This window comes from Haloplanus sp. C73, assembly GCF_051195115.1.
Classification (GTDB): domain Archaea; phylum Halobacteriota; class Halobacteria; order Halobacteriales; family Haloferacaceae; genus Haloplanus.
Genome location: NZ_JBNTJZ010000004.1, coordinates 152,686 through 173,953, shown reverse-complemented (window position 1 = coordinate 173,953; position 21,268 = coordinate 152,686). Strand labels below are relative to the sequence as shown.

Below are 21,268 nucleotides of genomic sequence, written 5' to 3'. Positions count from 1 at the left end.
ACCGGATTTCGAGGATAATGTGGGTTCGTGACGAAGCAGTTATTGGGTGGCCATCACCACCTGTTTGATAAATGGCTGAGGCAGTGCCATCGGAGATTGAATATCTCGATCCGGATTCTCTCGAAGCTCATCCGTTGAACGATGATGTCTACGGGGATCGTACAGACCCCGACGAAGCACTACTAGCGAGCATCGAAGACCTTGGCGTTGTGGAGCCAATTGTCGCCGATCCCCAACCAGAGGCAGGAGAGAACACTGACCAGCCGACCATCATCTCTGGTCATCGACGGACTGAGGCCGCTAAGAAGGTCGGACTGGAGCAAGTCCCCGTCCGCTTCGTGCGCTTAGAGACCGACCTCAAGCGACGCGAGCGACTTCTTGCCCACAACCAAAATCGGGACAAGTCGTTTAGTCAGAAGCTCAGAGAGGCAGAAGAATTAGAACGTATCGAGCGCGAGCGCGCGCGTCGACGACAGGGGACGCGTACGGACATCGTGGAAAATTCTGCACAAGGTGACGAGGAGGCGTCCTCAACCGACGAGGACTTCGGGAAGACCCGAGACAAAGTCGCCGAGACGGTCGGTATCGGCTCCGGCCGTACGTACGAAATGGCGAAGACAGTCTGGGACGCCGCCCAAGAGGGAGACACGGTTGCTCAACACGAGGTGGACAAACTCGACCGCGAGGAGCAGTCTGTCTACGGTGCGTACCAGAAGGTTCGCGACCGAGTTCAAGCAGAGACCGAGTCTGAAGATGAAGACGGGACATCAAGTTCAGAAAACGAGGAGCAGGATTTGTCCTCGGAAGATGAAGAACCAGAACGCGTCGCGGCAGAAGACGCCACTCTCTCGGCGCATAAGGGGACGAACGACGAGGTCTTCCCCGAGGTACTTGACCTACACGTCGAGCCGGGTTCAGAGATAGCCGACGTTACCTATGGAGAGGGCGTTTTCTGGCGTCAAGTTCCGTCAGGTAAGTACGATCTGACTGCGACTGACATCGACCCCTCGCGATCACCGGACTCTACAGACGGGGTCGATTGTCGAGACCTTCCCTACGACGACGCGTCGTTCGACTGCGTCGTGCTCGATCCACCGTACGCAGAGGGATTCTACGAAACGCCAGACAAACCATCGGACAATGACTACTGGATCAAGGATCGCTACGTCGGGACGACCGGCGAGCAGTCGGCGACCTACCACGATGCGGTTCTTGAGATGTACGCGGCGGCTGGTGAGGAAGCCCGCCGTGTGCTACGTGACGATGGTCTCCTCATAGCGAAAATGCAGGATGAGGTCAGTCGGAACGAGCAGCGTCTTACCCACATTGAGGTGACGAATATCTACGAGGAGATGGGGTTCCACGCCAAGGATTTGTTCGTCGTCGTCCGACCTGATACACCCACTATAGGGAGGATGTACGAACAACGTCGGGCCCGAAAGAACCACTCATACTTCTTAGTCTACGAGAGGCAAGGATAGAGTCGAAAATATCTGGTGATCAGATCTGTTCTCTCCGAGCTTCCATCTCGCGATAGATGTCGTCGGAGACCTCAAGTAACCAGAGGCGGGTGTACTCGCGCATTCCTTCGTCCATCACCTCGTCTACGATGTCCACCTCGTCAAGGAGTTCGTTCGCCTCTTCAAAGGGGAAGTTAAGCACATCGTCGATGGATTGGATTTGCTGTGTTTGGAGGGTATCATCGCTGACTTGTACGAGAAGGCTTTCTAGTTCCTTCTCGTCGAAGTCCACACCTTCGGCGGGGAGGTCTTCGGCCATAGAATCTGTGTTGACAGGGGAGATGATTTCGTTGACCAGATCGATGTCGGGGAGGTCTTTATCCTCACTGTCGGCATATTCGCCGACGAATTTCTGGAGGTTGGCAAGCATCTCGGTACCAGTCATTTCGTCGTCCTTCTCGGACACGATGACGAGTCCGGTGGTAATGTCGGAAAGAAATTTGAGCCGATCACGTGCTTCTTGGGGAATGGTGGAAGGCGCGCTGGCGGCCTGTTCTCTGAGGTCTTCGGAAAGAGGATCGAGTTTTGAGCGGAGGGCTTCGGTGTCGGTTTCCTGTTGGTATTCGGTGGTTCGGCGGCCGACACGTTCTGTACGGGAGATTAGGCCGAGGGCGTCTCTATACCATTCTTCCGCAGTCTGTTTGCGATCGAGGTGGTAGCGGTAGCGTTGGACGATGATACCCCCGACTGCGCCGATTAGGATGCCTGTGGCGATTCCAAGCGGTGTGACCGGCATTACGTTCAGATGGAGCAGATGTTCAGATTAAATGTATGGTTGGTTCGGGGGTGTTTACAGCGCGGATAGTGTTCCTCGGACGCGGATGTCGTGACGGCGGGCTACAAGACTCATGGGTACGAACCCGAAGCAAGAATGTACACGGAAGACAGGTACCGCGAGATCGAGGAACAGTTCCGCTCATCAGCGAGAGATTTTGACGGAGATCACCCCAACGACGAGATGGCCCGGACGCTCCTAATTACGACGCAGGAATTGGCCCGCATTCACCGGGCTGTCGATCAGGAGTACGGGAATGAGGCCAGCGAACGACACCAGTATCAGGACGTGTTTTTCACCCGAGGCCTACACAGTCTCTACTCGCTACACTGGCTGGTAAAGCGGTATCGGTACGACGCCGCGCACCGGGAGGTTAGGTTTCTCCTCGAGACCTACTTTTGCGTCCGTGGATTGAACCGAGACAAAGACGAGGCGGCGGCCATCTACAACGCGTACCGTGAAGAAGTGGAAGAGTTGGGTCTTGACGCGGACGCTCGCGAAGTTGCGCTGCACGAGTTCGATGCCGTGGACGACCTGTTCGACGTGTGGCGGGACGAGCGTGGCAGGGCGAAGGAGGTGTGGCCGGAGGTGAGGCAGTACTACAACTATGTCAGCAATCGGAGCACGCACCCTGTTCGATTGTATGGGGCGTGGGACGATGGTTCGTGGAGTGAGGGGTTGGAAGAAGAGTTGCTAACGTGGGGGTTGTACCTGTCCTACGGCTTATGCAAGGAGTTGCTCAAGACGTACAACGACACATCCGCGGGGCCATTCATCAAACGCGAGAGCCAGCAGGTCGTGGCAAGATTCGACGAGGTGTTGGGGAAGGACGTACCGACGTTCCTGCTGGAGTCGTACTGATCTCCTGCGGACGTGTGCCGGCCTCTATGGTCTTCCGTACGGGAATGGCGAGCATGGGAATCGATAAGACTCCCGTGGACGAGTGCCCCGAGTGTGGCGAACAGGCCTACGATCACGTCGAATCCGGTGAGCGGTACGAGGGCTCGCCGATCGGACGTATTCGGGTCTGCGTAACGGAGAAAGGCGCGTTCTTCCATAGCTGGAAGCAGGTTGATGACCTGTAGACCTTTTCGAGTGGGCAAGGAAGAATTCTGTCCTGAATTAGCAGCCTTTCCGGTTCTACATTTACATACGGTGATTGGATATGGGGAACCGCATGGCAGACTACATCCGAGCCCTGCACCCAAATCCCGAACGGCCCGACTACAACGACGAGGTAAACTCCGAGAAGCTACCCGGTTGTGGTGACACAGTTCTCATCGACGCCGACGAACTACCGCCGGTGAAAGAAGGCGACGTGTTTCGGGAACAGTGCCCTTCCTGCACGCGACATAAGTCTCGGTTGGAAGTCGTCGAGATAGTTTCCGAAGAGTAGTCCATTAGCGTAGGGTGTCGACCCTCTTTTGACTCAGGCAGTGGTTACGAATATCAGTGAGTGATGCTCATAGATGGCCAGATACCGTTGTTACTGGCCAATCGCCTCCAGATCATCACGTGCCTGCTCGGCAAGGTCGTCGTCGCCTCGGTCTCCAAGGTAGATGTCGCGTCGTTCGACGACTCGAGGAACTGTTCGTCGCGGCACACCAATCTGGCGTTGGATATGGCGGTCTGACCAGCCGAGCTCCTTTTTGGCCACGATTGCCTGTACAGCTTGCTCGTACTCCTCGTCGTCTGGCCGGAGGTTCCCGTCCTCAGAGGTAAAGCCGTAGATCGGTCGACCGATGCGCTTCCCGGCCTCTTCAGCGGCGCGGAGGCCGTCGATAGTTCGCTGCTTGATCATCTCGTGTTCTATGTCGGCTGCGAAGGAGAGACCGTAGAGGATGGCCTTCTGCTCGAGGTTGAGTTCCTCTGTCTCTGGTTCGATGTGGAGGCCGTCGTTGACGACGACGAGTCCGCAGCCGTTGTCCTCGACGATCTCGTGAACGGCATCGTTGAGGTCACGCATGTTGCGCCCGAGGCGAGTAATCGATCGGACGATGACGCGTTCGGTCTCTCCCTCGCGCACGCGATGCATCATCTCTTGGTAGCCGTCGCGGTCTGTGTTACTGCCGGTGGCCTCGTCTTCGAGCACGTCGATGTCCGAGGGCTCGATCTCGAGTTCGTCGATGGCGTGGTTCCACAGCTTCTCCTTCTGCTGAGCGATGTCCTGTTCGGGGGTAGAGACGCGTGCGTAGATTGTGGTCGGGTATCGCATATTTGGCTGGTTCTGGGTGGTGCTGGGCTACCCGGCTGCCCACCGAGGGAGCCGATATAAAGACCGGGACTTCTCGCCCGTGTGAACATCTCGCGGGCGAAAATCATCCGGTTCTGGCCCAACACGCACTTGATACTGATGTCTTCTGAGTGATAAACGCCGGCGCGCAGAGTTCCTTGATGACATCATTAAGTGAGGAGGGGTCTATCACGATTCCATGGAAATCGTGCATGACCCGTCGCTCGATGCTCGGGAACCTCGGGAGGGTGATTTAGAGGCATTTGAAGGCTTGGAGCCGGGGGATTCTCTGAAGTTCTTCGAGTGGCCAGTCGAACCGCTTACTGTCCTCGGTTGGGAGGATGATGAGAGTGTTGGGAAGCGTCTAAGAGTTGAGGCAGAAGGCAGCGAGTCCTTTCTATATCGAGTAGAAGATCATCTCTGGCACTACGTCCCCGAGGAACAATACGACGAAGCGAACAATCCGTTCCCAGTTCAGAATCTCGTGTTGGTCGAACCCCAGCAGGCCTGAGAGTCCTCAACAGAGGCAATCAAAGAGTCCCCGCAAAGAGGAAACGCGGTAGTCATAACGGATTTTATCATAATCGCGTAGAGTACCTCAGGGTATGAGAGACGAGAAGGTCTCCCAGCACTATGTCCCCCGTCTTCATCTTCGGAGATTCTCAACCAACCCTGACAGTAACTCCGTCTACTGTTACGACAAGCAGAATAAACGCAGCTTCCCAACGGGTGTCGATAGTACCGCAACTGAAGACTTCTTCTACGACGGCAAGACCGAGCTGGTGCCGGAGATGGAGAATTTTCTGGAGAATCTGGAAGGACGCGTTGGCACTCCCTACGACAAGGTAGTTGAAAACCAATCCATCTCTTGTCTTACTAAGAAGGAGAAAATGACAATCGCCCTGTTTCTCGGGGTACAGATGGTTAGAACGCGGGGGTCGAGGTCGTCGATGCAGGGCATGGTTGAAGGTATTGAGGAGAGCGTAGGCCGGGAGAACATGGCTGAAGAGTTCAAGGAAGAACTCGATGAGATGAAGGACGAGGAATCGTTGAGAGAGTTGCAGAACAACTTGATCAAGGACGCCAGTAGCGACTTCGCGAATATTCTGGCGGCACTGGACTGGCACTTGTTCCTGAACGAAACTGATCTGCCATACTACACCTCTGATTTTCCCGTGGTCAGGCATAATGAGCTTGATTTCGGGCCTTACGGGAACCTTGGATTGAGAAATCGCGGTGTTCAAATCTACTTCCCGTTGAGTCCGTGGATGCTTCTTTTGATTGTAGAACCCAGCGTGTACCCTGATCTACCGGAAGTCTCGGACACTACCGATCGAGAAAATGTGGTCTTCCAGCGTGATCTGCAAGTTCAGCGGTCGAATCGTTTCGTGTACTCTTACCGGGACGACTTTGATCAGGCAGAAAGGCGGATCAAAACGTCTCCAGAGGTAGCGGAGCCTCTTTCGGAGAGAACAAATGTTGAGTAGGGACTGACCGCCGAGCCGGAACCCAGTCCATGAGGTAATCGATCGACGATTGGTTGTGTAGAAATCCTCTTGGTTCGATACTTCTACCGCTGGAACAGCCGTTACGTAGGACTGCCCATTTACCTGCTTTTCAAATTCAAGTATCGCGATCTCTAGGGGGCATCGTTATACCTGAAGCGGCAGCAGCTAATTCAGCGACGAGGAAGGTGTATTAGTTGCACGCCCTTAGTCGAAATCTCTACCGAAGATCCTCGTATCGGCGTCGAATGCTTCCGGAAGCTCATCGATGGTGACTCCGATCATGGTTGGAAATACATTATTCGGCGTTCTTGCGATTACTCGTGCGACTTCCCGCTGATTTCGCTCAAGTTTTGCGTGGGGGCCCGTTTTCACATCGACCGGAAACACTGCTTCCTCATCGTGATGCGCGAAGTCATGATCAACTTCTTGTTGAGCGTCTTTCGAAGCCCAACTGATTGTAATTCGTCCATCTGCGTTCCAGACCATCTTCTCCCCGTCCTCGCCTGTGGCGTTGAAGTACACATTTCGACGTACCCGTGCCGTAGGTCGGGGATTTTCTCCGACGTCTTCAAGGCCAGATAGGTACCCGAAGAGCTCGTCGACTATTGGTTCCGGTGGTGCTCTGTTTCCGAGAACAAGCGACTCCCCGATCGCTCCCTTTGTGTTGGAATCTATCTCGATTCGAGCCATATCCAACAGAGAACACGGTGGGAAATAGTTCTGTATAGTGTCGGTATTGATCGTAACCGGGTCAGGAAGTGTCACCTTCTGCGGGTTTCACCAGAGCTAGACGATCTGAACCCCTGCGGTAGTAATCTTTAATCTGCTCCAATAGCAGCTGTACCTTCACAAAACACCCCTATCAACAATCCGTTTATCCATCGCTCCTGCCCAATCGATTCTTGTGAAGAGAAAGACGCCGCGATGGAGGTGACGCTGCCAAACAAGTGACAACCTATGAGCGACAACGACGACAATCCAGAAGCACAGCACGAGAACGAACTGACTGGTCTCGACGCGAAAGAAGCCGCCCAGCAAATTCACGACGACATCCGGTTCCGCCTCGAGCCTGCGAACGAGTACGAGTGGGACGACCCAGAGTTCGAAGCCTTCACCGAACTCCTCAACAGGTCTCTGGGATCGCGTCTGGCGGCGTCGATCCCGGCGACGACGAGTGATGAGCCCTACCTCACTCTCGAGATCGGCCTGTTGCAAGAGAGTGCCGTAGTCCAGCAGCGTACGGTCGGCCCGATGGGCGAGTATGCGACATATGTCGGCGACGTACGCGCTGTCCTCACGAGCTTCGCGCCGATACTCGAGAAATCGTACATCGAGGTGCAGCGAGAAGGTGAAGCCATCGAGCTGATGCGGGAAGAACTCGCTCGCGAGAGCGGTGGTAGCGATGAGTGACTACGACACGAACCCGGATGCCCCACCGATGGAAGAGATTGCAAAGCAGCTCCGGCGCGATGACGAAGGTCGACGGAACATCGTCTCGGATGCTGACGAGGTGATCGGTATGACGAACAACTGCGTCGAAGTCCACCATCGCGCGTGCGATGGCGAGATCATCATTCAACTGAAGCCGCACATCGGTTGGCGAATGGGCGACGGCGATTCGGGCTGGACGATGAGTAACGACGAGATACAGAAGTACTCCGTCTACACCATCTGATCTCACTCGCGGCCGACCCGGCGGCCATCTTGGGGGTTCGACTCCCCCGGCGAGCTTCAGACGAGAACGACGCTACAGAGGTGATTCAGGCGCGACACGCACGCGAGACAGCTACAACACGGCTTGAGACTATGAACGAGAATCATCCGATCAACACGAACAGACTTCGAACATTCGACGGCTTCGAGGGCGACGCCTACGTTGAAGACTACCGAATTCGCCCACAAGAGGTTGGAGGCGACCAATTAGCAGTGTCGCTGCTGATGCGGATTGGCGGGCCTCACGGTCGGTTTACACTCCGCGCCGAAGCGACGTTCATCGACGGGGAGTACGAGCGCCATCGGGTAGAGATCTGCCGTCCGGCTGGAGACCTCGTCGACGAGTTTGAAGTCGACTGGACAGCTGCTCCGCCGACTAATAACCGTGATGCGACACAAGCCTTCCACGAGGTCTACGTCGGGGCGGTGAACGACTGGTACAGTCACGCGCTGGCCGCCGAAGTGGCGGGTGAAAAGGCGTGAAGTACGGGACGTGGCTGAAGAAGGACGGCGAGAGCGCAGAAGTGGTTACGTCCCCGAAGAAGCAGGCGCGGACATACAGGTATCCGTTCGTTCGCGTCGGCGACGCGTGGATGCTTGACCGGGAGCGTGACTGGTACACGGAGCACGCACTCCAGTACGCGGCGATGAAACTGGATGCACCGCTTGTCCACAAGCGGATGCATCCGAACCAGACCGTGCTCGATGACTTCACCAATGACCGCCCTTCTGACGACAGGGTTGGGGCGGGGTTCACTATCGCGTTGGCGGACTGATCCCCTTCACCTCATTCTGCCGAGCCCCCGTCCGTTGCTACATTTATCCGCGGGCAGCACCGTCCCGGTATAGTGCAGTGGTACGTGAGAACCTGCACGATAGCGACGACAGGAATCCCAACCAGCCGCGACGCGTCGAGACGTGTGACATCGACGCCATCGAGTCCGAGGCCATCCGCGAAGTCGCGCGGAGGTGGCATTGCGCTGGTCGCTGTATCGAGGCCGGGAACCAGCTCACCGGAGACTACGTTTTCGACATCGAGACTGGCGTCTCCGTCTACGAGCACGCCGGGAAGTATGTCGCCGATGACGGTCGCGACCGCGATTCCCGGTTCGACTCCCCGTGCGACGCCGCTAAGATGGCGGTCGGCTACCTCGAGGCCGTCGAGGCCGGTGGTGACGCGTGACCCGCCACGGCGACTTCCCGAATGGCCTCCAGCACCTCATCGACGATCTCGACGAGGAGGGGTTCAGCATCATCTACGGCGAAGTCGAGGGCGAGGGCGGCGGCCCCGGCTTCACAGCCGTGCGTGGGGAGACCGTCATCCACGTGGAGGACTGGACGCAGACGTGGGCCTTCAGTTGCCGCGATCCCGAGCGCCCGGACTACGACGACACGTGGGCGTACCCGCGCCGCGTGCGTGACGAAGTGTGGGAGTGGTTGGGCGAGTCCACGGCTTAACCCACACCCGCCCGCACGGCCAGCCGGGAAGGCTTCGGGACGGAGGCGCGCCCCCGGCCCACAAGGACAATTGGAAGATGCATGGCGCGACCACGACGATTGAATTTATAAAATCTCATTCCGGTGGACTGCCCCGCAATCGAGTATGGAACTCGATGAGGCACTCGAAGCCCTCGAAGGCGGAGGAGAAATGAAGGTGAGGGAGACACCCCTCGGCGATAAACTGTCCGCAACTACCCCTACTGGCGAAGACTGGCACGCCGCAGGTGACGAACTAGAAGCGGTGCGTAAGGTGACGGGAGAGTACGAAGACGTCGCTGTCAGGGCGTACCACGCCTGCGAAGATGGTGACGTCGACGAAGAAGAAATGCAACGTGTCCTCGCCGAGGCAGACGTTGAGGAACCGTGGCGCGTAATCGGTCGCGTGGAGAACATCCCTGTTTCCGTCAACAAGGCGCGAGAGCTGGCCACACAAAACAACTGACCGCTATCCTTTCAGCGCGCTCGCTGCGCCACCGTCGATCGCCTCCTGATTCTGCTTGGGGTTCACGAACACCTCGTACTCGACGTCCACCGGGGCGTTATCCAGCGGCAACTCCACAATCTCGCCCTGCGAGTCACGTGGCGTCACGTACACGCCCACGGACTCATCGCCGATTCCTGCCTCCCGAAGCATGTCTCGCAACTCCACGACATCCTGCTTCTCCATCTCCCAGCCGCTGGCGGTGATCTGCGGTCGGTGACCTGCCTCAACCTCGTACCGCGACTCGTCCAACTCGCTTTGTTGGAGAGCCTCCCTGACTTCGCTGGCCATCTCCTCGCCGAACTCGTCTCGCCCACCGTCCGCCGCGTCGTCACCGTGGAGGTACTCGTACCACGTCACATCGCCGGGTTTCTCGGTCATACCAGAATCTGTGCCACCAACCCCAGATAAATGTCCGCGTTCAAAACCTGCCGACGGCGCGGCCACCGGGGCATCAGAACCCACGACGCGTCGTTACTCGCCTCCGACAGCCTCGTTGAGTTCGCCCTTCACCGCTCCCATCGTATCCTCCAAATCCTCCTGCACCTGCGTCAGCTCGACGAAAACGCTGTACTCGTCCACAGGGATGTGATCCTCATCAGGAATCTCCGCAATCTTGCCCTCCGAGGAGCGCGGCGTGACAAACACGCCAACAGACTCATCGCCGACCTCGCCGGCAAGCACGTCGCGCAACTCCTCCGCGTCCTTCTGTTCGTCCATCAGCCATTCATCGTCCGAGCCCACATACAGATGGGTGCTAATCCTCGTCTGGTACCTCGACTCATCCAGCTCGCTGTCATCGAGAATCTCTCGGGTTTCGTCTGCCATCAGCGCGAAGAACTCGTCCCGCAAGTCGCCGCGCTCATCGGCGGTGAATTCGTCGCTGTACAGGTACTCGTACCACGTCTCGTCGTCCGATTTCTCGACCATTTGCACCGCAATCTGTGCCACCTCACCCAGTTAAACGGTTGCGTTCAAAACCTGCTGACGGCGGCTCGGTCACTCCCACGGCTCCTGCATCGCGCGACGCTGTGCCTCCTTATCCTCGCTGATGTACTTACGCGTCGTCTCGATCTTGTCGTGGCCCATCACGTCCTGCAAGATGTGGATCGGCGTCTCCAGCACGTTCGCGTGGTGCGTAGCGAACGAGTGGCGGAGGGTGTGACCAGTGATCTTCCAACGCTTCTTCCCGGCCGCGTCCACGTACAGCACCTCGTTGATCCCCGCGTTCCGTGCCGCGTCCTTGACGATCCGCGACACGTGAGACGCCCGCATCTGCTCCTTCTGATGCGTCAGGAGCAGGTAGGGCGACTCGTGAGCGTAAGGCGACAACGCCGACCGCCTGTACCCCAACCACTCGTTCAGCAGCGGCTCCAGCCGACCGACGGGATACCACACGTCGCGGTAGTCACCTGTCTTCTTGGCGTAAATCCTGATCCGCCCCTCGTCGCGGTCGATGTCGTCGATTTCGATGCGCACGATCTCGGACGAACGCATTCCCGTGTACCACAGCAAACGGATGATGATCTCGTTACGCAGAGCCGGTGACGGGAGGGCATCGTCCTGCCAGAGTTCCTCGACTTCTTCCCGGGGAATGGCGACATAATCCTTGTTCTGGTTCAACGCCTCCGCCTGCAGGGTGCGCGACTTTCCGTTGACGTAGTTCTCCCAGTCGAACTCGGCTGCTGGGTCGTCGTCAATCACCCCCTTCCGATACATCCAGTCGTAGAGGTGCCGCACGCTGTCGAGTTTCCCACCGAGCGTCTCCGTGGAGTCGAACTCACCGGAGATGTACTCAAGGTAGTCGTCAAGGTCAGACCGGCTCGCCTCTTCGAGATTGATGTCGTAGTGCTCCTCAAGCCACCGGGCGCACGTCACAGCACCACTGACCCACGTCTGGGCACTCCCGTCTGCCTGTGTGCGCTCCATTGAGGCTTTGAATCCGCTCAGAATCTCGGCGTTCCGCTCACCGAACTCCTCGACGTAGTCTTCGTACGGCTTGACGGCGGCCCCCGGAATACGACGAGCCTCAACCATCGTATCCCTCCACCCGATAGATGCGCTTGTCGGACTGCTCCTGCGGGCGCGCGAACGTCGCCTCGATGCCCTTCACGTCGTCCGCCAACTGTTCGATGATGCCCTTGATCTCGATGGGAGTGTACCCCTCATTCTGCAAGATGCGGGCGAGATGCGATGCGCTCCCGGTGCGTCCAACCACATCCTCCAGTTCGTCCTCCGGTGTCTCCATCGGCGGCTTCTCGGGCGTTCGCCTGAGGATCTCCTCCCGATCACCGGTCGGGATCAAATCCTGCACGAGGCCCTTGAGTTCGGTGTAGTCAGCCATCTCCTCGTTGCGGGCGAGCATGTACGTCTCGTCGATGGTGTCGCCCATTTCCCGCATCTCGTCGCGGATGCTGTCCAGCCGCTCGTGGACACCGTTCATGTCGACGTCGACTTCGCCACCGGTGTCGGGTTGCTCGCCGAGTTCCGCCTCCACGGCCACGGCGATGAGGTGGGTCAGCGATCGGTACTCAGGGTTCTCTTCAGCAGCGGTCTGCCACCGCGTTTTCGTATCGGGGTTGACTTTGATCCCGATGTAGCCTTCCGATTCGGTCACACCACCCCCGTCACCCGTCCTCGCTTATGAATGTAAAATCCGTTTAAAAGAGGGATGTCTGCCGAACGCGAGGGCTCGTCGGCAGGTCATCTCGCTTCTCGCCACCACCTCCCGCCTTTACGAACACACGAGGACTAAACCGTCCTCTATTCGCCGGGTCGTAAAACAGGGATTCGATAGGAGGGGTACTTCAACTCCTGTACCTTCAAAGAACGCTATTCTCCGCGTATTCGGGGTACTCGGTGTAAACGTAGTCGATTAGCTTCTGGAGCGGGACATCATTAAAGTCGTCCTTGATTGCCTCAGTCGTCTCTGCAAGCCCATCGGGACGCCGGTCTTCCAATTCTTCCCGTACAAACTCTCGCCCTTTCGACGTCAGGACGTAGTCGTATTGGATAACATCATCGTCGAGATGTTGTTCTCGCTCTTCGACGAGACCACGACGGCGTAGCTGATCCAAATCGTCGTACAACTCCTTCGCGAAGGGGCCGTAATCGTATGCTTGGAAAGGATAGCCCCAATCGAGCGGGTCGCCTTGTTCCTCCATTCGTTTCTGGATGAGGAACATAAGCTTCTGCAGGCGCGTTCGACCCTCCACAGGTTCCTCATCCTCTGCCCCTAAGAGGACGAGAGGAAGGAATTGTCTACGCCTCATTGTTAATCTCGTTTCCGTTGTTATACATATCTTCAAACTCCTCCGTCATAACGCTCCCGATGAAATCATCCTTGAAAACTACTGTTGACTTACCGCTGTTCGCGTGGAGCAATAGATACTCGCCATCCGCCACATAGAAGGAGGTCTTTTGCGCTTCATTCACGAGTCGGACATCGGCACCAGCATCCGCGAGACGACTCAGGCGATCTGTGGCGTTTGATCGTCCTACAAGACGGACTTCGAGACCATTCTCAGTCGTTTCCACGAGGCCATCTAGCGTCTCTGGGGTGGTCAAAGGGAGACGATTGTCAAATCCGATGAGATGCTCTTCAGCGAGATCGATCAGACGTGCCAGTTGACTGTTCATCCCCTGCCGCCCGGACAGAACCCACGCGTGGCTTTCCGAGGGTGGAGAGGAATCCTCCTGAATTTCCCATGCCTCCTGCAACTCCTGTTCGACATCGCCGAGTTGATCGTTGAACTCGGCCCGCTCCTCCCGGATGACGTATCTCGGATTCTGTGCCGCGTATCGCTTTGGGTCACCGCGTTCCCTCACGTATCCCCGATTGACTAACTTCTGCATCTCCGAGTACACCTTCGAAGAGGGGATGTCGACGATGGTGCTGATGTCGCTGGCCTTGAGTTCGCCATACTCAACAAGCGCACAGTAACATGCCGCCTCATTCTTGCCCCAACCGATCTCTCGAAGGACTTCCTCGGCTCCGTTCATGGTACTACTACTCAATCGTCGTAGTAGGATACTACATCTAAGTATTAATGACTTGGGTACTAATCGTAGTTGTCCAAAAATCTTCATTATCACACCGCCCTATATGTCCACACGTGAGTGAGAAAGAAGCCGACGTAGATGCAGGCGAATCGACCGTCACGTTCACCGTCAAGTCGGGGCGTGGCGACGCAGAAGAGTTCACCTTCCAGAAGGGCACCAAGGTGGGTGAAGCCGCCGAGGAGGTCGCCGACGCGTACGGGTACGATCCCGACGATCCTACGTTTGTCCATCCGGACGAGGGAGAACTCGACCGCAACAAACCCCTTGCCCGGTACCATCTCGACGGCGGCACAGTCAATCTCGTCAACGAGGAGCAGGGCGTATAGACGTGCAGGCGGATGTCACTCGGGCGCTGGTCGAGCGCCAACTCGAGGATGTGAAAGAGCTGTGCCAGACGAACGGCTGGGAGGTCGAAGCCGACCTCGATACACTAACCGTCGAGGTACGTATGGAGAGCCCGGAAGACGGGGAAGAGTACGTCGTTCAGTTCGACTGTGAGGGGTACGACGAGGAACCTCCCTATGTGGAGATGGTACATCCCGAGACAGGAGAAGTCGGCCACTATGAGGCGTATTTCAATGACAGAGGCAAGAGCCAGAGTCTCATCGCGTTTGGAGACGGAAAAGAAGACCCTGTCCTCTGTCACCAATACAACCGTCGAATTTACGAGGACGATGCGACTCCTCATAGCGACTGGACGATGGGCGACTGGCAATCCGATGCTGGGAATCTGACCACGCTCGGCGACATCCTCTTGGACATCTACCGCCGCATCAGCGAACCAGAACGTTATCAGGGACGGTGGGACGGCCAGCGATGAGCTTCATCGCTTCTATCCGCATGGCTGCCCGGCGCATCCTTACTCCCCAGAGCGACGACGCTCCCGAAGAAGACTGGAAGCCACCGGGACTTCTCGTCACCGAGGAGGTTTGCAGGGAGACGCGGCGCGGTCTTCGCAGCCACTCTCCCTCACACGAAGACCACGAGGGGGTCGTCTACTGGGCCGGTCAGTCTCTGCCGGACGAGTCTACAAGAGTCGCTCTCACGGTCATCGTCCCGGAGGCCACTACATCTCCGGGATCCTATGACATCTCCCCTGTAGCGAATGCGGCGGTGATAGACGCCATCCACGACCACGACCTCGAACTCGTGGCCACCGTCCACAGTCATCCCGGCGAGCGAACGAGCCACTCGGAGTTGGACAGCGAAGCGGCCCAGCTTCCGCACGAGGGGTACTTCTCGATCGTCGTTCCGAACTACGCCGTAGACGGCGTCCGCCCATATACCGACTGTGGCGTCCATGTCTACCACGATGGTGACTTCGTGGAGCTGGAAGCATCAGCGGTCGAAAAACGGGTCGAGACACTCCCCTCGGCACCATCTTTCATCGACAGTAGAGACCGATGACCACACTACCACCTCCAGACGAGTTTTACGCCGCACGTGACGATCGGACGAATAAGATCAGTGATGGAACGGATTACCGGGATGCAGCGATACTCGTCGCTGGTGAACGTGATGTGTTGTCGACGTACGCTGGTCGAGTCGCCGCCCGGACAACTCTGAACCTCCTCAGTCGGTTCGCCCGGAACGTCGACGTGGCTTTCCCCTCCGTCCCGGCCGACGACGAACTGGCACCGACTGCATCGACGCTTGCCGAACAATCGATAAAGCAAATGCGGGCCGCCGATCCTCACGGCCGCTTCGGTCTGACGCGCACCCCAGACCCCTCATCGTACGACTGCATCGTTGCCGTGGGCAACCCTGACCTTGAATCGGGAACCACGCCGACGATTCGACTCGACGGTGGTGGCTGGCTTGCTCGCGTCGTGAGGGACGCGCCCGTAGAGCCTCTCTCCACTAGAGACGAGAACCCTATTGGGCCCGCTGTAGCCGCGTGCCTCGGAGGGGCGGAGGCGTTCAAGACTGCCGTTGGAGCATCTGAGGCGTCCCTGACCCACGCGGTGACCTACGACGCGTTCCACCACGAAGCACGCGAGGTTACAGCCGAGCCAGCCAACCCGAACCTTCCCTCGTCGATCGATCTCGGTACGGCACGAATGGTTGGCGTTGGATCCGTGGGTTCCGCAGCTGCATACTTCCTCGGACGGCTCCCGGTTGAGGGTACCCTCCAGTTGGTCGATTTCGATCCAGTGGAGTTGGTGAACCTTAATCGATCGCCGCTATTCACTGCCCGCCATGCTAGCGAGGGGACTGCGAAGGTGGACGCCGCAGCCGAGTTCCTCGCCGACCAGATGGAAGTCCAATCCTTCGAGGGAGACTACGTCTCCTTCACTGCGACCGACCCGGAGCCTGCAGATGTGGTTCTTCCACTTGCAAACGAGCGGAACGTCCGCCGTAGCATCCAGCACGATCGGCCACCTCTGATGGTACACGCTTCTACGGGCCAGTCGGACGTGTTCATGCGACGTAATATCCCGCTGAAAGAGCCGTGCCTCCTGTGCCACTTCCCACCCGATACAGCTGATACTGACGCGGCCTGTGCCGAAGGAGAGGCACCAACCCGCGACGAGTCGGAGGATAGCGGGCCAGACGCTGCCTTCCCGTTCGCGTCGTTTCTGGCTGGCTGCTTCGTGGCCGGCGAACTCGCTAAAATCACTCTTGATGGCTACCCATCTGTCAAGCCCATTGCTCTCGTCCGAACGTTGACTGATTTGGGCGGTGTTGGCGCTGTGACGCAGTATTCCCCCAATCGGGACGGGTGTCCCTTCTGTCCGGAGGACTATCCCGAGGTGCATCGAAACACCATTGCCGAGACTCGGTTTGCACACCTTACGGGGGATGACCCGTGATGTCCCTCCTGATCAAACGATACTACGGCGCTGGGATTTCTCGCTTTAGTATCCAACAGACGAGAGATATGGGGTGCTGATACGCGATGGGAGTAATGAGTAAACTCATCGGTGCAATCGTCTATACCATCAAGACACCGTTCACGAACGGTCTGAACGCGTATAGGTATGGCGAGCCGATTGCCGCACTTCTCGTGTTCGATTACTTCCTGTTACAGGGACGGGTTACGAAGGCCGTCGTCTCCTACGCGTCCATCCGGATTCTACCACCCCTGACCCTCGAAGACCTCAAGATAGTTGGTGCGATCGTGATAGGGGCTGCCGTTTTGATGGGCACGAAGTATTTCGTCGCGATGGTGGCCCGCGATTTATGACCGAGTCAGACCAGCCTCAAGTGGTACTGAAGGGCGAAATTCACACCAGCGAAAGCGACCTTGCAGAGGAGCGCGAACTTCTCGTCGAAGGAGTTGATGCACTCGTACTTGAAGGAGAACGTGAAGACGCGGACTACGGGCTGCTCCGAAGCTGGTACGCAACTGCTATGTCGATTGTTGGGCTTGTTCTATTTGATACGCTCTATACTGACCATCGCGTTCTGGTTGACTTAGCGGAAGCCCAAGATGCCGAACTGGTGGCCACTCGCGAATCGGATGCTGAACTCGTCGAAAATGCGAACCCGGTTGTAGAAGTAGTTGCTGCTGTCCTCTTCTACGGTATCTTTGTCAGTAGCGTCTTTTATGGCCTCTTTACCGGGAATACGCTTGGAGGCGCTTTTCTGCTTCTCGGGGCAGCACTCCTTCCCGTCCTCGTTCTCCGGCGGCATAGCATGAACCGAACTACCGACAAATTGAATCGTGACCAGATCATCGCCGACAAGGTCGCCGAAGCTACAGAGGAGGCCGACCGAGTAGTCGCAGTAGTTGGAGGAGATCATCTGGACAGTGTCGCTGAGAGACTCCCCGACGAGATCAACCCAGAAAAACGGACGCCAGCCTACGGAATCTACTCGTGGGAGCACGCCAAGGAAGTCGCAACGCCAGCCTTTACTGCCGTCAGTGTGCTGTTCGTCCTGTATTTAGTAATTCTTGAGCTGTTCCGATGGATGCTGCTACTGGCCTAAACTCGGGGTGGCCTCCATCATCCTTCTTGGCCGTAATGTTCCCTACCTTGGGACTCTTTGATTGACGACCCGCTATTCAAATTCTGTTTAAATCTCAGCGTATAATGCGCCAGATGTTCGGCAACGAGTAACGAACATCTGCACTTCTTTCCATTATTCGGCCGGTGAGCGACTGCTTCGGGACTCGCACGAACGACGTGTAACTCTCCAAAGGCTTTCCTATCTTCACCGGGAACCGTCGGTCAGGTGGTGTCCGACGTGACGCCGAAGGAAGACCGACGGTCGTCGACCGCTGTCGGGGCGGAGTTGGAACGCAACATCGGCTTACTCGGCGCGACGGCAATCGGCGTCGGGACGATGGTCGCCGGTGGCATATTCGTCCTGTCGGGACTCGCAGTCGCCACCGTCGGCGCGGCGGCCGCCCTATCCTTCGGGTTGGCGGCGCTCGTGGCGTCGTTCACCGCGCTCTCGTACGCCGAGTTCGCGACTATCTACACCGTCGACGGGGGCGGCTACGCCTACGTCGCGGAGGTGTTCGACTCCGACTGGTCGTATCTGGTCGGGTGGTTGATGATTCTCGGCTACCCCGCCAGCGCGGCGTTCTATCTCCTGAGTTTCACCGACTGGTTCGCGCGGTTCGTCTGGCCCGCGCTGTCGCTCCCGGCCGCCGTGCCGTTCTGGGGGCCGGGACTGGCCGTCCTCGGCGTCCTCGTGAGCATCAACCTTGCCGGTGCCGAGGAGAGCGGTGAGTTCCAAATCGTCGTCACCGGATTGAAGATTGCGCTGATTGGGCTCTTTCTGTTCGGTGGGCTGCGAGCCTTCCAGACGGACGTGGTCGTCACCTCGTTCTCGACTCACGCTACGCAGTTCGGAGACGTCGCGCTCACGTCCGCGCTCGTGTTCATCACGTTCTTCGGCTTCGAGGCAATCGCCACCAGCGAGGGCGAAATCGAGTCGCCGGAACGGACCGTCCCCCGGGCGATATTCCTCAGTATCGGGAGCGTGACCGTTCTGTACGTACTGGTCGTACTCGTCGTCGTCGTGGCTATCAACGACGGCGCCTTTCTCACGTTTCTCGCCAATCGGGCGGGGCTGGACTCTCGGGCAGCCGCCACGTCCTTCGTCGCCGAACACGGCGAGGTGGCGATGGCGCGGGCCGCCCAGTACTATCTCGGCCCGGCCGGCTTCTACGTCTTCGTCGGCGGTGCGCTCCTCTCGATGATATCGGCGACCAACGCGACGGTACTGGCTGGGTCCCGCGTGAAACTGGCGATGGCCGAGCGCGACCACCTCCCCGCCCCGGTCGAGCGGATAGACGACCGGACCGGGAGTCCCACCGTCGCGGTGGCCGTGACCGGCGGCCTGATTCTCTGTTTCTTCTTGGTGTTCGGCGTCGTCTTCGGGACATCGCCCGGCGAGTCGGCACAGGGCAGTCTCGTCCTCGGACTGGAGTCGCTCGCCCACTTCGCGGATTTCATGCTTCTCGGCGGATTGTCGTTCGTCAACGTCGCACTCATTCAGTCCCGGCGGAAACACCCCGACCGGGAGCGCCGCTTCCGTGTCCCCGGCGTTCCGTGGACACCGCTTCTGGGTATCGCCTCGACGCTCGTCCTCTTGGCGAGTCTGGGTCGCGTGAGCATTGCGCTCGGAACCGGGGCTGCGGTCCTCGGAGTCTGCTTCTGGTTCGTCGTGCTCGACTAGTCACGACAGCGCGCCAATCGTTCGGTTTTCAGCGCTCGATGTGCGCGAAGAATAGCACCCGGGTTTTACTGCGGCCGGCGTCTCACACCGGACATGGCGCGAACGTGTCACTACTGCGGTGAGGGCTCGTCCGCGGAGAAGGGAACGCCGGCGTACTACGACGAAATCGACGGCTACGCACACGTCGACTGCGCCCACGCCAACGGCGTGTCGGACTAATTATCCCCCTGCCGGACGAACTTAGACTATGCCGACCGTCACGCCTCGGTGCTGTGGCTCCTTCCTCGTCGACGCGAGCGTTCTGGTGCAGGGTGCGAGCGGCGTGGTCGAAGCGCCGTCTATCGTCTACCTCGTCGAGGGCGAGCGGACGATACTCGTCGACACGGGCTTCGGTCCCACTGATTTGATGGCCGAGTACCACCCGAGTTATCGCTGTCACCGCGAACCCGGACAGAATTTGCTCGCGATTCTGGACGACGAGGGGTACGCACCCGCAGACGTCGACGCCGTCCTCCTCAGCCACCTCGACTGGGACCACTGTTACGGGCTCGATGCCTTCGAGAGCGCGGACATCTACGTCCAGCGCCGCGAACTGGAGTACGCCATCGCGCCCTACCCGATTCACGCGGAGCGATACGACGCCAAGTCGCTGGGTCGGGAGCCGCCGTGGCTGTCGGTGGACCTGACCCCCATCTCGGGCGAGACGGAACTCTGTCCGGGCGTGACTGCCTTCCCGACGCCGGGACACACCGTCGGACACCAGTCGGTCGCCGTCGACGAGGATAGCGCGACGACCGTCGTGGCCGTCGACGCGGTGCAGACGTTCGAGAACGACCCGGACGACGGCGACCCGATTCCCGGCCAGCCGATGGACGACTTCGCGTGGTGGGAGAGTGCGACCGACGTTCTGGAGCGGGCCGACCGCCTCCTGCCGGGGCACGAGTGGTCGATTCTGGACGCGGAGCCGGCGGGGTTGGCCGACGCGTAGTTTAACTCGCTGCCGTGCGCGGGTCGGCTATGGACATGGACGCCGTCTTCGGCACCGCCCGGCCGGTCGTTGGGATGGTCCACCTGCTGCCGCTCCCCGAATCGCCGCGCTTCGACGCGGACGCGGGACGTGAAGCGCTCCACGAGGCGGCGCGCCGGGACGCGACGCGACTCGACGCCGGCGGGGTCGACGCCATTTTGGTCGAGAACTTCGGTGACGCGCCTTTTCACCCCGAGTCGGTGCCGCGGAGCGTCGTCGCCGACCTGACGGCGCTCGTCGACACCGTCTGCGACGCCACCGACCGCCCGGTCGGGGTGAACGTCCTCCGCAACGACGGTCCGGCGGCGATGGCCGTCGCCGCCGCTACGGGCGCCTCGTTCGTCCGCAGCAACGTCCACGTCGGCGCGCGGGTGGCCGACCAAGGCCTGCTCTCGGGGCGCGCACACGAGACGACGCGAGTGCGGGACCGCCTCGATGCCGACGTTCGCATCCTCGCGGACGTGGCGGTGAAACACTCGACACCACTCGGCCAATCGGCTGACATCGACGCGGTGGTGAGCGACGCCGTCGAACGGGGCCTCGCGGACGGCATCGTCGTGAGCGGGTCGGCGACGGGGCGGGAGACGGCGTCCGAGACGGTCCGGGAAGCGGTCGCGGCGCGCGACGACCACGGATTCGACGCGCCGGTGTTCGTCGGCAGCGGCGTGACCGCCGAGACGGTCGCCGATACCCTCACCCTCGCGGACGGCGTCATCGTGGGGAGCGCGCTCGAAGCGGGGGGTGAGGCGGGCAACCCGGTGTCGGTCGAGCGGGTGGAACGGGTGGTCGCGGCGGCGGACGAAGTTCGATGAGCG

The 21,268-nt window shown here is 58.9% G+C and carries 32 protein-coding genes; 23 read left to right on the top strand and 9 right to left on the bottom strand.

Annotated features, from left to right (window positions below; translation table 11 throughout):
• Positions 1–71 precede the first annotated feature (71 nt).
• Positions 72–1,481, top strand: coding sequence for a ParB N-terminal domain-containing protein (locus tag ACQUSQ_RS09310; protein ID WP_435068521.1), 1,410 nt, complete (start codon positions 72–74; stop codon positions 1,479–1,481).
• Positions 1,482–1,500: 19 nt separating this feature from the next.
• Here ACQUSQ_RS09310 and ACQUSQ_RS09305 read toward each other — a convergent pair whose 3' ends face one another.
• Positions 1,501–2,256, bottom strand: a complete 756-nt coding sequence (locus tag ACQUSQ_RS09305) for a hypothetical protein (RefSeq protein WP_435068519.1) — start codon at positions 2,254–2,256, stop codon at positions 1,501–1,503.
• A 135-nt stretch (positions 2,257–2,391) separates the two neighbouring features.
• Between ACQUSQ_RS09305 and ACQUSQ_RS09300 the strand changes: the two genes are divergently transcribed.
• The 3 genes from ACQUSQ_RS09300 to ACQUSQ_RS09290 all read left to right on the top strand — a co-directional run bounded on the left by ACQUSQ_RS09300 (position 2,392) and on the right by ACQUSQ_RS09290 (position 3,691).
• On the top strand, positions 2,392–3,156 hold the full coding sequence (locus ACQUSQ_RS09300; RefSeq protein WP_435068517.1) for a hypothetical protein: 765 nt from the start codon (positions 2,392–2,394) through the stop codon (positions 3,154–3,156).
• Between the two features lie 26 nt (positions 3,157–3,182).
• A complete protein-coding gene (locus tag ACQUSQ_RS09295; RefSeq protein ID WP_435068515.1) occupies positions 3,183–3,380 on the top strand; it encodes a hypothetical protein in 198 nt (65 codons plus the stop codon).
• Positions 3,381–3,472: 92 nt separating this feature from the next.
• Positions 3,473–3,691 carry a hypothetical protein gene (locus ACQUSQ_RS09290; protein ID WP_435068513.1) on the top strand — a complete coding sequence of 73 codons (219 nt, stop codon included), beginning with the start codon at positions 3,473–3,475 and terminating at the stop codon, positions 3,689–3,691.
• Positions 3,692–3,781: 90 nt separating this feature from the next.
• On the opposite strand, the gene ACQUSQ_RS09285 is transcribed toward ACQUSQ_RS09290, so the two are convergent.
• Positions 3,782–4,510, bottom strand: a complete 729-nt coding sequence (locus ACQUSQ_RS09285) for a recombinase family protein (RefSeq protein ID WP_435068511.1) — start codon at positions 4,508–4,510, stop codon at positions 3,782–3,784.
• Positions 4,511–4,727: 217 nt separating this feature from the next.
• Between ACQUSQ_RS09285 and ACQUSQ_RS09280 the strand changes: the two genes are divergently transcribed.
• Together ACQUSQ_RS09280 and ACQUSQ_RS09275 are read left to right on the top strand one after the other, a co-directional pair.
• A complete protein-coding gene (locus tag ACQUSQ_RS09280) occupies positions 4,728–5,039 on the top strand; it encodes a hypothetical protein (RefSeq protein ID WP_435068509.1) in 312 nt (103 codons plus the stop codon).
• 94 nt (positions 5,040–5,133) lie between these two features.
• Positions 5,134–6,015, top strand: a complete 882-nt coding sequence (locus ACQUSQ_RS09275; protein ID WP_435068507.1) for a DUF4238 domain-containing protein — start codon at positions 5,134–5,136, stop codon at positions 6,013–6,015.
• Positions 6,016–6,240: 225 nt separating this feature from the next.
• On the opposite strand, the gene ACQUSQ_RS09270 is transcribed toward ACQUSQ_RS09275, so the two are convergent.
• Positions 6,241–6,726, bottom strand: coding sequence for a hypothetical protein (locus ACQUSQ_RS09270; RefSeq protein WP_435068506.1), 486 nt, complete (start codon positions 6,724–6,726; stop codon positions 6,241–6,243).
• A 267-nt stretch (positions 6,727–6,993) separates the two neighbouring features.
• On the opposite strand from ACQUSQ_RS09270, the gene ACQUSQ_RS09265 reads away from it, so the two are divergent.
• The 7 genes from ACQUSQ_RS09265 to ACQUSQ_RS09235 all read left to right on the top strand — a co-directional run bounded on the left by ACQUSQ_RS09265 (position 6,994) and on the right by ACQUSQ_RS09235 (position 9,691).
• Entirely contained in the window at positions 6,994–7,446 is a 453-nt protein-coding gene (locus ACQUSQ_RS09265; RefSeq protein ID WP_435068504.1) for a hypothetical protein, read from the top strand.
• A complete protein-coding gene (locus ACQUSQ_RS09260; RefSeq protein ID WP_435068502.1) occupies positions 7,439–7,711 on the top strand; it encodes a hypothetical protein in 273 nt (90 codons plus the stop codon). The genes ACQUSQ_RS09265 and ACQUSQ_RS09260 overlap by 8 nt, the downstream gene beginning before the upstream one ends.
• Positions 7,712–7,842: 131 nt before the next feature.
• Positions 7,843–8,232 (top strand): hypothetical protein, encoded by a 390-nt coding sequence (locus tag ACQUSQ_RS09255; protein ID WP_435068500.1) that lies wholly within the window; start codon positions 7,843–7,845, stop codon positions 8,230–8,232.
• Positions 8,229–8,525 (top strand): hypothetical protein, encoded by a 297-nt coding sequence (locus tag ACQUSQ_RS09250; RefSeq protein WP_435068499.1) that lies wholly within the window; start codon positions 8,229–8,231, stop codon positions 8,523–8,525. Before ACQUSQ_RS09255 ends, ACQUSQ_RS09250 begins: the two co-directional genes overlap by 4 nt.
• A 77-nt stretch (positions 8,526–8,602) precedes the next feature.
• Positions 8,603–8,932, top strand: a complete 330-nt coding sequence (locus ACQUSQ_RS09245; RefSeq protein ID WP_435068496.1) for a hypothetical protein — start codon at positions 8,603–8,605, stop codon at positions 8,930–8,932.
• Complete coding sequence (locus ACQUSQ_RS09240) at positions 8,929–9,207, top strand: hypothetical protein (RefSeq protein ID WP_435068494.1); 279 nt, start codon at positions 8,929–8,931, stop codon at positions 9,205–9,207. The genes ACQUSQ_RS09245 and ACQUSQ_RS09240 overlap by 4 nt, the downstream gene beginning before the upstream one ends.
• Positions 9,208–9,352: 145 nt before the next feature.
• On the top strand, positions 9,353–9,691 hold the full coding sequence (locus tag ACQUSQ_RS09235) for a hypothetical protein (RefSeq protein WP_435068492.1): 339 nt from the start codon (positions 9,353–9,355) through the stop codon (positions 9,689–9,691).
• A 3-nt stretch (positions 9,692–9,694) separates the two neighbouring features.
• Here ACQUSQ_RS09235 and ACQUSQ_RS09230 read toward each other — a convergent pair whose 3' ends face one another.
• The 6 genes from ACQUSQ_RS09230 to ACQUSQ_RS09205 form a co-directional block, all read right to left on the bottom strand.
• Positions 9,695–10,111 carry a hypothetical protein gene (locus tag ACQUSQ_RS09230; protein WP_435068488.1) on the bottom strand — a complete coding sequence of 139 codons (417 nt, stop codon included), beginning with the start codon at positions 10,109–10,111 and terminating at the stop codon, positions 9,695–9,697.
• Between the two features lie 93 nt (positions 10,112–10,204).
• Positions 10,205–10,660: a hypothetical protein gene (locus ACQUSQ_RS09225; protein WP_435068486.1), complete on the bottom strand. Its 456-nt coding sequence runs from the start codon at positions 10,658–10,660 to the stop codon at positions 10,205–10,207.
• Between the two features lie 69 nt (positions 10,661–10,729).
• Positions 10,730–11,767: a tyrosine-type recombinase/integrase gene (locus ACQUSQ_RS09220; RefSeq protein WP_435068484.1), complete on the bottom strand. Its 1,038-nt coding sequence runs from the start codon at positions 11,765–11,767 to the stop codon at positions 10,730–10,732.
• On the bottom strand, positions 11,760–12,347 hold the full coding sequence (locus ACQUSQ_RS09215; protein WP_435068482.1) for a hypothetical protein: 588 nt from the start codon (positions 12,345–12,347) through the stop codon (positions 11,760–11,762). The genes ACQUSQ_RS09220 and ACQUSQ_RS09215 overlap by 8 nt, the downstream gene beginning before the upstream one ends.
• A 205-nt stretch (positions 12,348–12,552) precedes the next feature.
• On the bottom strand, positions 12,553–13,002 hold the full coding sequence (locus tag ACQUSQ_RS09210) for a type II toxin-antitoxin system antitoxin SocA domain-containing protein (RefSeq protein ID WP_435068480.1): 450 nt from the start codon (positions 13,000–13,002) through the stop codon (positions 12,553–12,555).
• Complete coding sequence (locus tag ACQUSQ_RS09205) at positions 12,992–13,732, bottom strand: TrmB family transcriptional regulator (RefSeq protein WP_435068478.1); 741 nt, start codon at positions 13,730–13,732, stop codon at positions 12,992–12,994. Before ACQUSQ_RS09205 ends, ACQUSQ_RS09210 begins: the two co-directional genes overlap by 11 nt.
• Before the next feature lie 113 nt (positions 13,733–13,845).
• Here ACQUSQ_RS09205 and ACQUSQ_RS09200 point away from each other — a divergent pair, with 113 nt between their 5' ends.
• The 10 genes from ACQUSQ_RS09200 (at position 13,846) to ACQUSQ_RS09155 (ending at position 21,265) form a co-directional block, all read left to right on the top strand.
• Complete coding sequence (locus ACQUSQ_RS09200) at positions 13,846–14,118, top strand: hypothetical protein (protein WP_435068476.1); 273 nt, start codon at positions 13,846–13,848, stop codon at positions 14,116–14,118.
• A 2-nt stretch (positions 14,119–14,120) separates the two neighbouring features.
• Positions 14,121–14,612, top strand: coding sequence for a hypothetical protein (locus ACQUSQ_RS09195; RefSeq protein WP_435068475.1), 492 nt, complete (start codon positions 14,121–14,123; stop codon positions 14,610–14,612).
• Positions 14,609–15,199, top strand: coding sequence for a Mov34/MPN/PAD-1 family protein (locus tag ACQUSQ_RS09190; protein WP_435068473.1), 591 nt, complete (start codon positions 14,609–14,611; stop codon positions 15,197–15,199). The genes ACQUSQ_RS09195 and ACQUSQ_RS09190 overlap by 4 nt, the downstream gene beginning before the upstream one ends.
• Positions 15,196–16,605 carry a ThiF family adenylyltransferase gene (locus ACQUSQ_RS09185; protein ID WP_435068471.1) on the top strand — a complete coding sequence of 470 codons (1,410 nt, stop codon included), beginning with the start codon at positions 15,196–15,198 and terminating at the stop codon, positions 16,603–16,605. Before ACQUSQ_RS09190 ends, ACQUSQ_RS09185 begins: the two co-directional genes overlap by 4 nt.
• A 95-nt stretch (positions 16,606–16,700) precedes the next feature.
• Positions 16,701–16,979, top strand: coding sequence for a hypothetical protein (locus ACQUSQ_RS09180; protein WP_435068470.1), 279 nt, complete (start codon positions 16,701–16,703; stop codon positions 16,977–16,979).
• Entirely contained in the window at positions 16,976–17,725 is a 750-nt protein-coding gene (locus tag ACQUSQ_RS09175; protein WP_435068468.1) for a hypothetical protein, read from the top strand. Before ACQUSQ_RS09180 ends, ACQUSQ_RS09175 begins: the two co-directional genes overlap by 4 nt.
• Positions 17,726–17,983: 258 nt before the next feature.
• Complete coding sequence (locus ACQUSQ_RS09170; RefSeq protein WP_435068467.1) at positions 17,984–19,426, top strand: APC family permease; 1,443 nt, start codon at positions 17,984–17,986, stop codon at positions 19,424–19,426.
• A gap of 93 nt (positions 19,427–19,519) precedes the next feature.
• Positions 19,520–19,645 carry a hypothetical protein gene (locus ACQUSQ_RS09165; RefSeq protein WP_435068466.1) on the top strand — a complete coding sequence of 42 codons (126 nt, stop codon included), beginning with the start codon at positions 19,520–19,522 and terminating at the stop codon, positions 19,643–19,645.
• A gap of 28 nt (positions 19,646–19,673) precedes the next feature.
• Positions 19,674–20,414: an N-acyl homoserine lactonase family protein gene (locus ACQUSQ_RS09160; protein WP_435068465.1), complete on the top strand. Its 741-nt coding sequence runs from the start codon at positions 19,674–19,676 to the stop codon at positions 20,412–20,414.
• Positions 20,415–20,443: 29 nt separating this feature from the next.
• Positions 20,444–21,265: a BtpA/SgcQ family protein gene (locus ACQUSQ_RS09155; RefSeq protein ID WP_435068463.1), complete on the top strand. Its 822-nt coding sequence runs from the start codon at positions 20,444–20,446 to the stop codon at positions 21,263–21,265.
• The last annotated feature ends 3 nt before the right edge of the window (positions 21,266–21,268 follow it).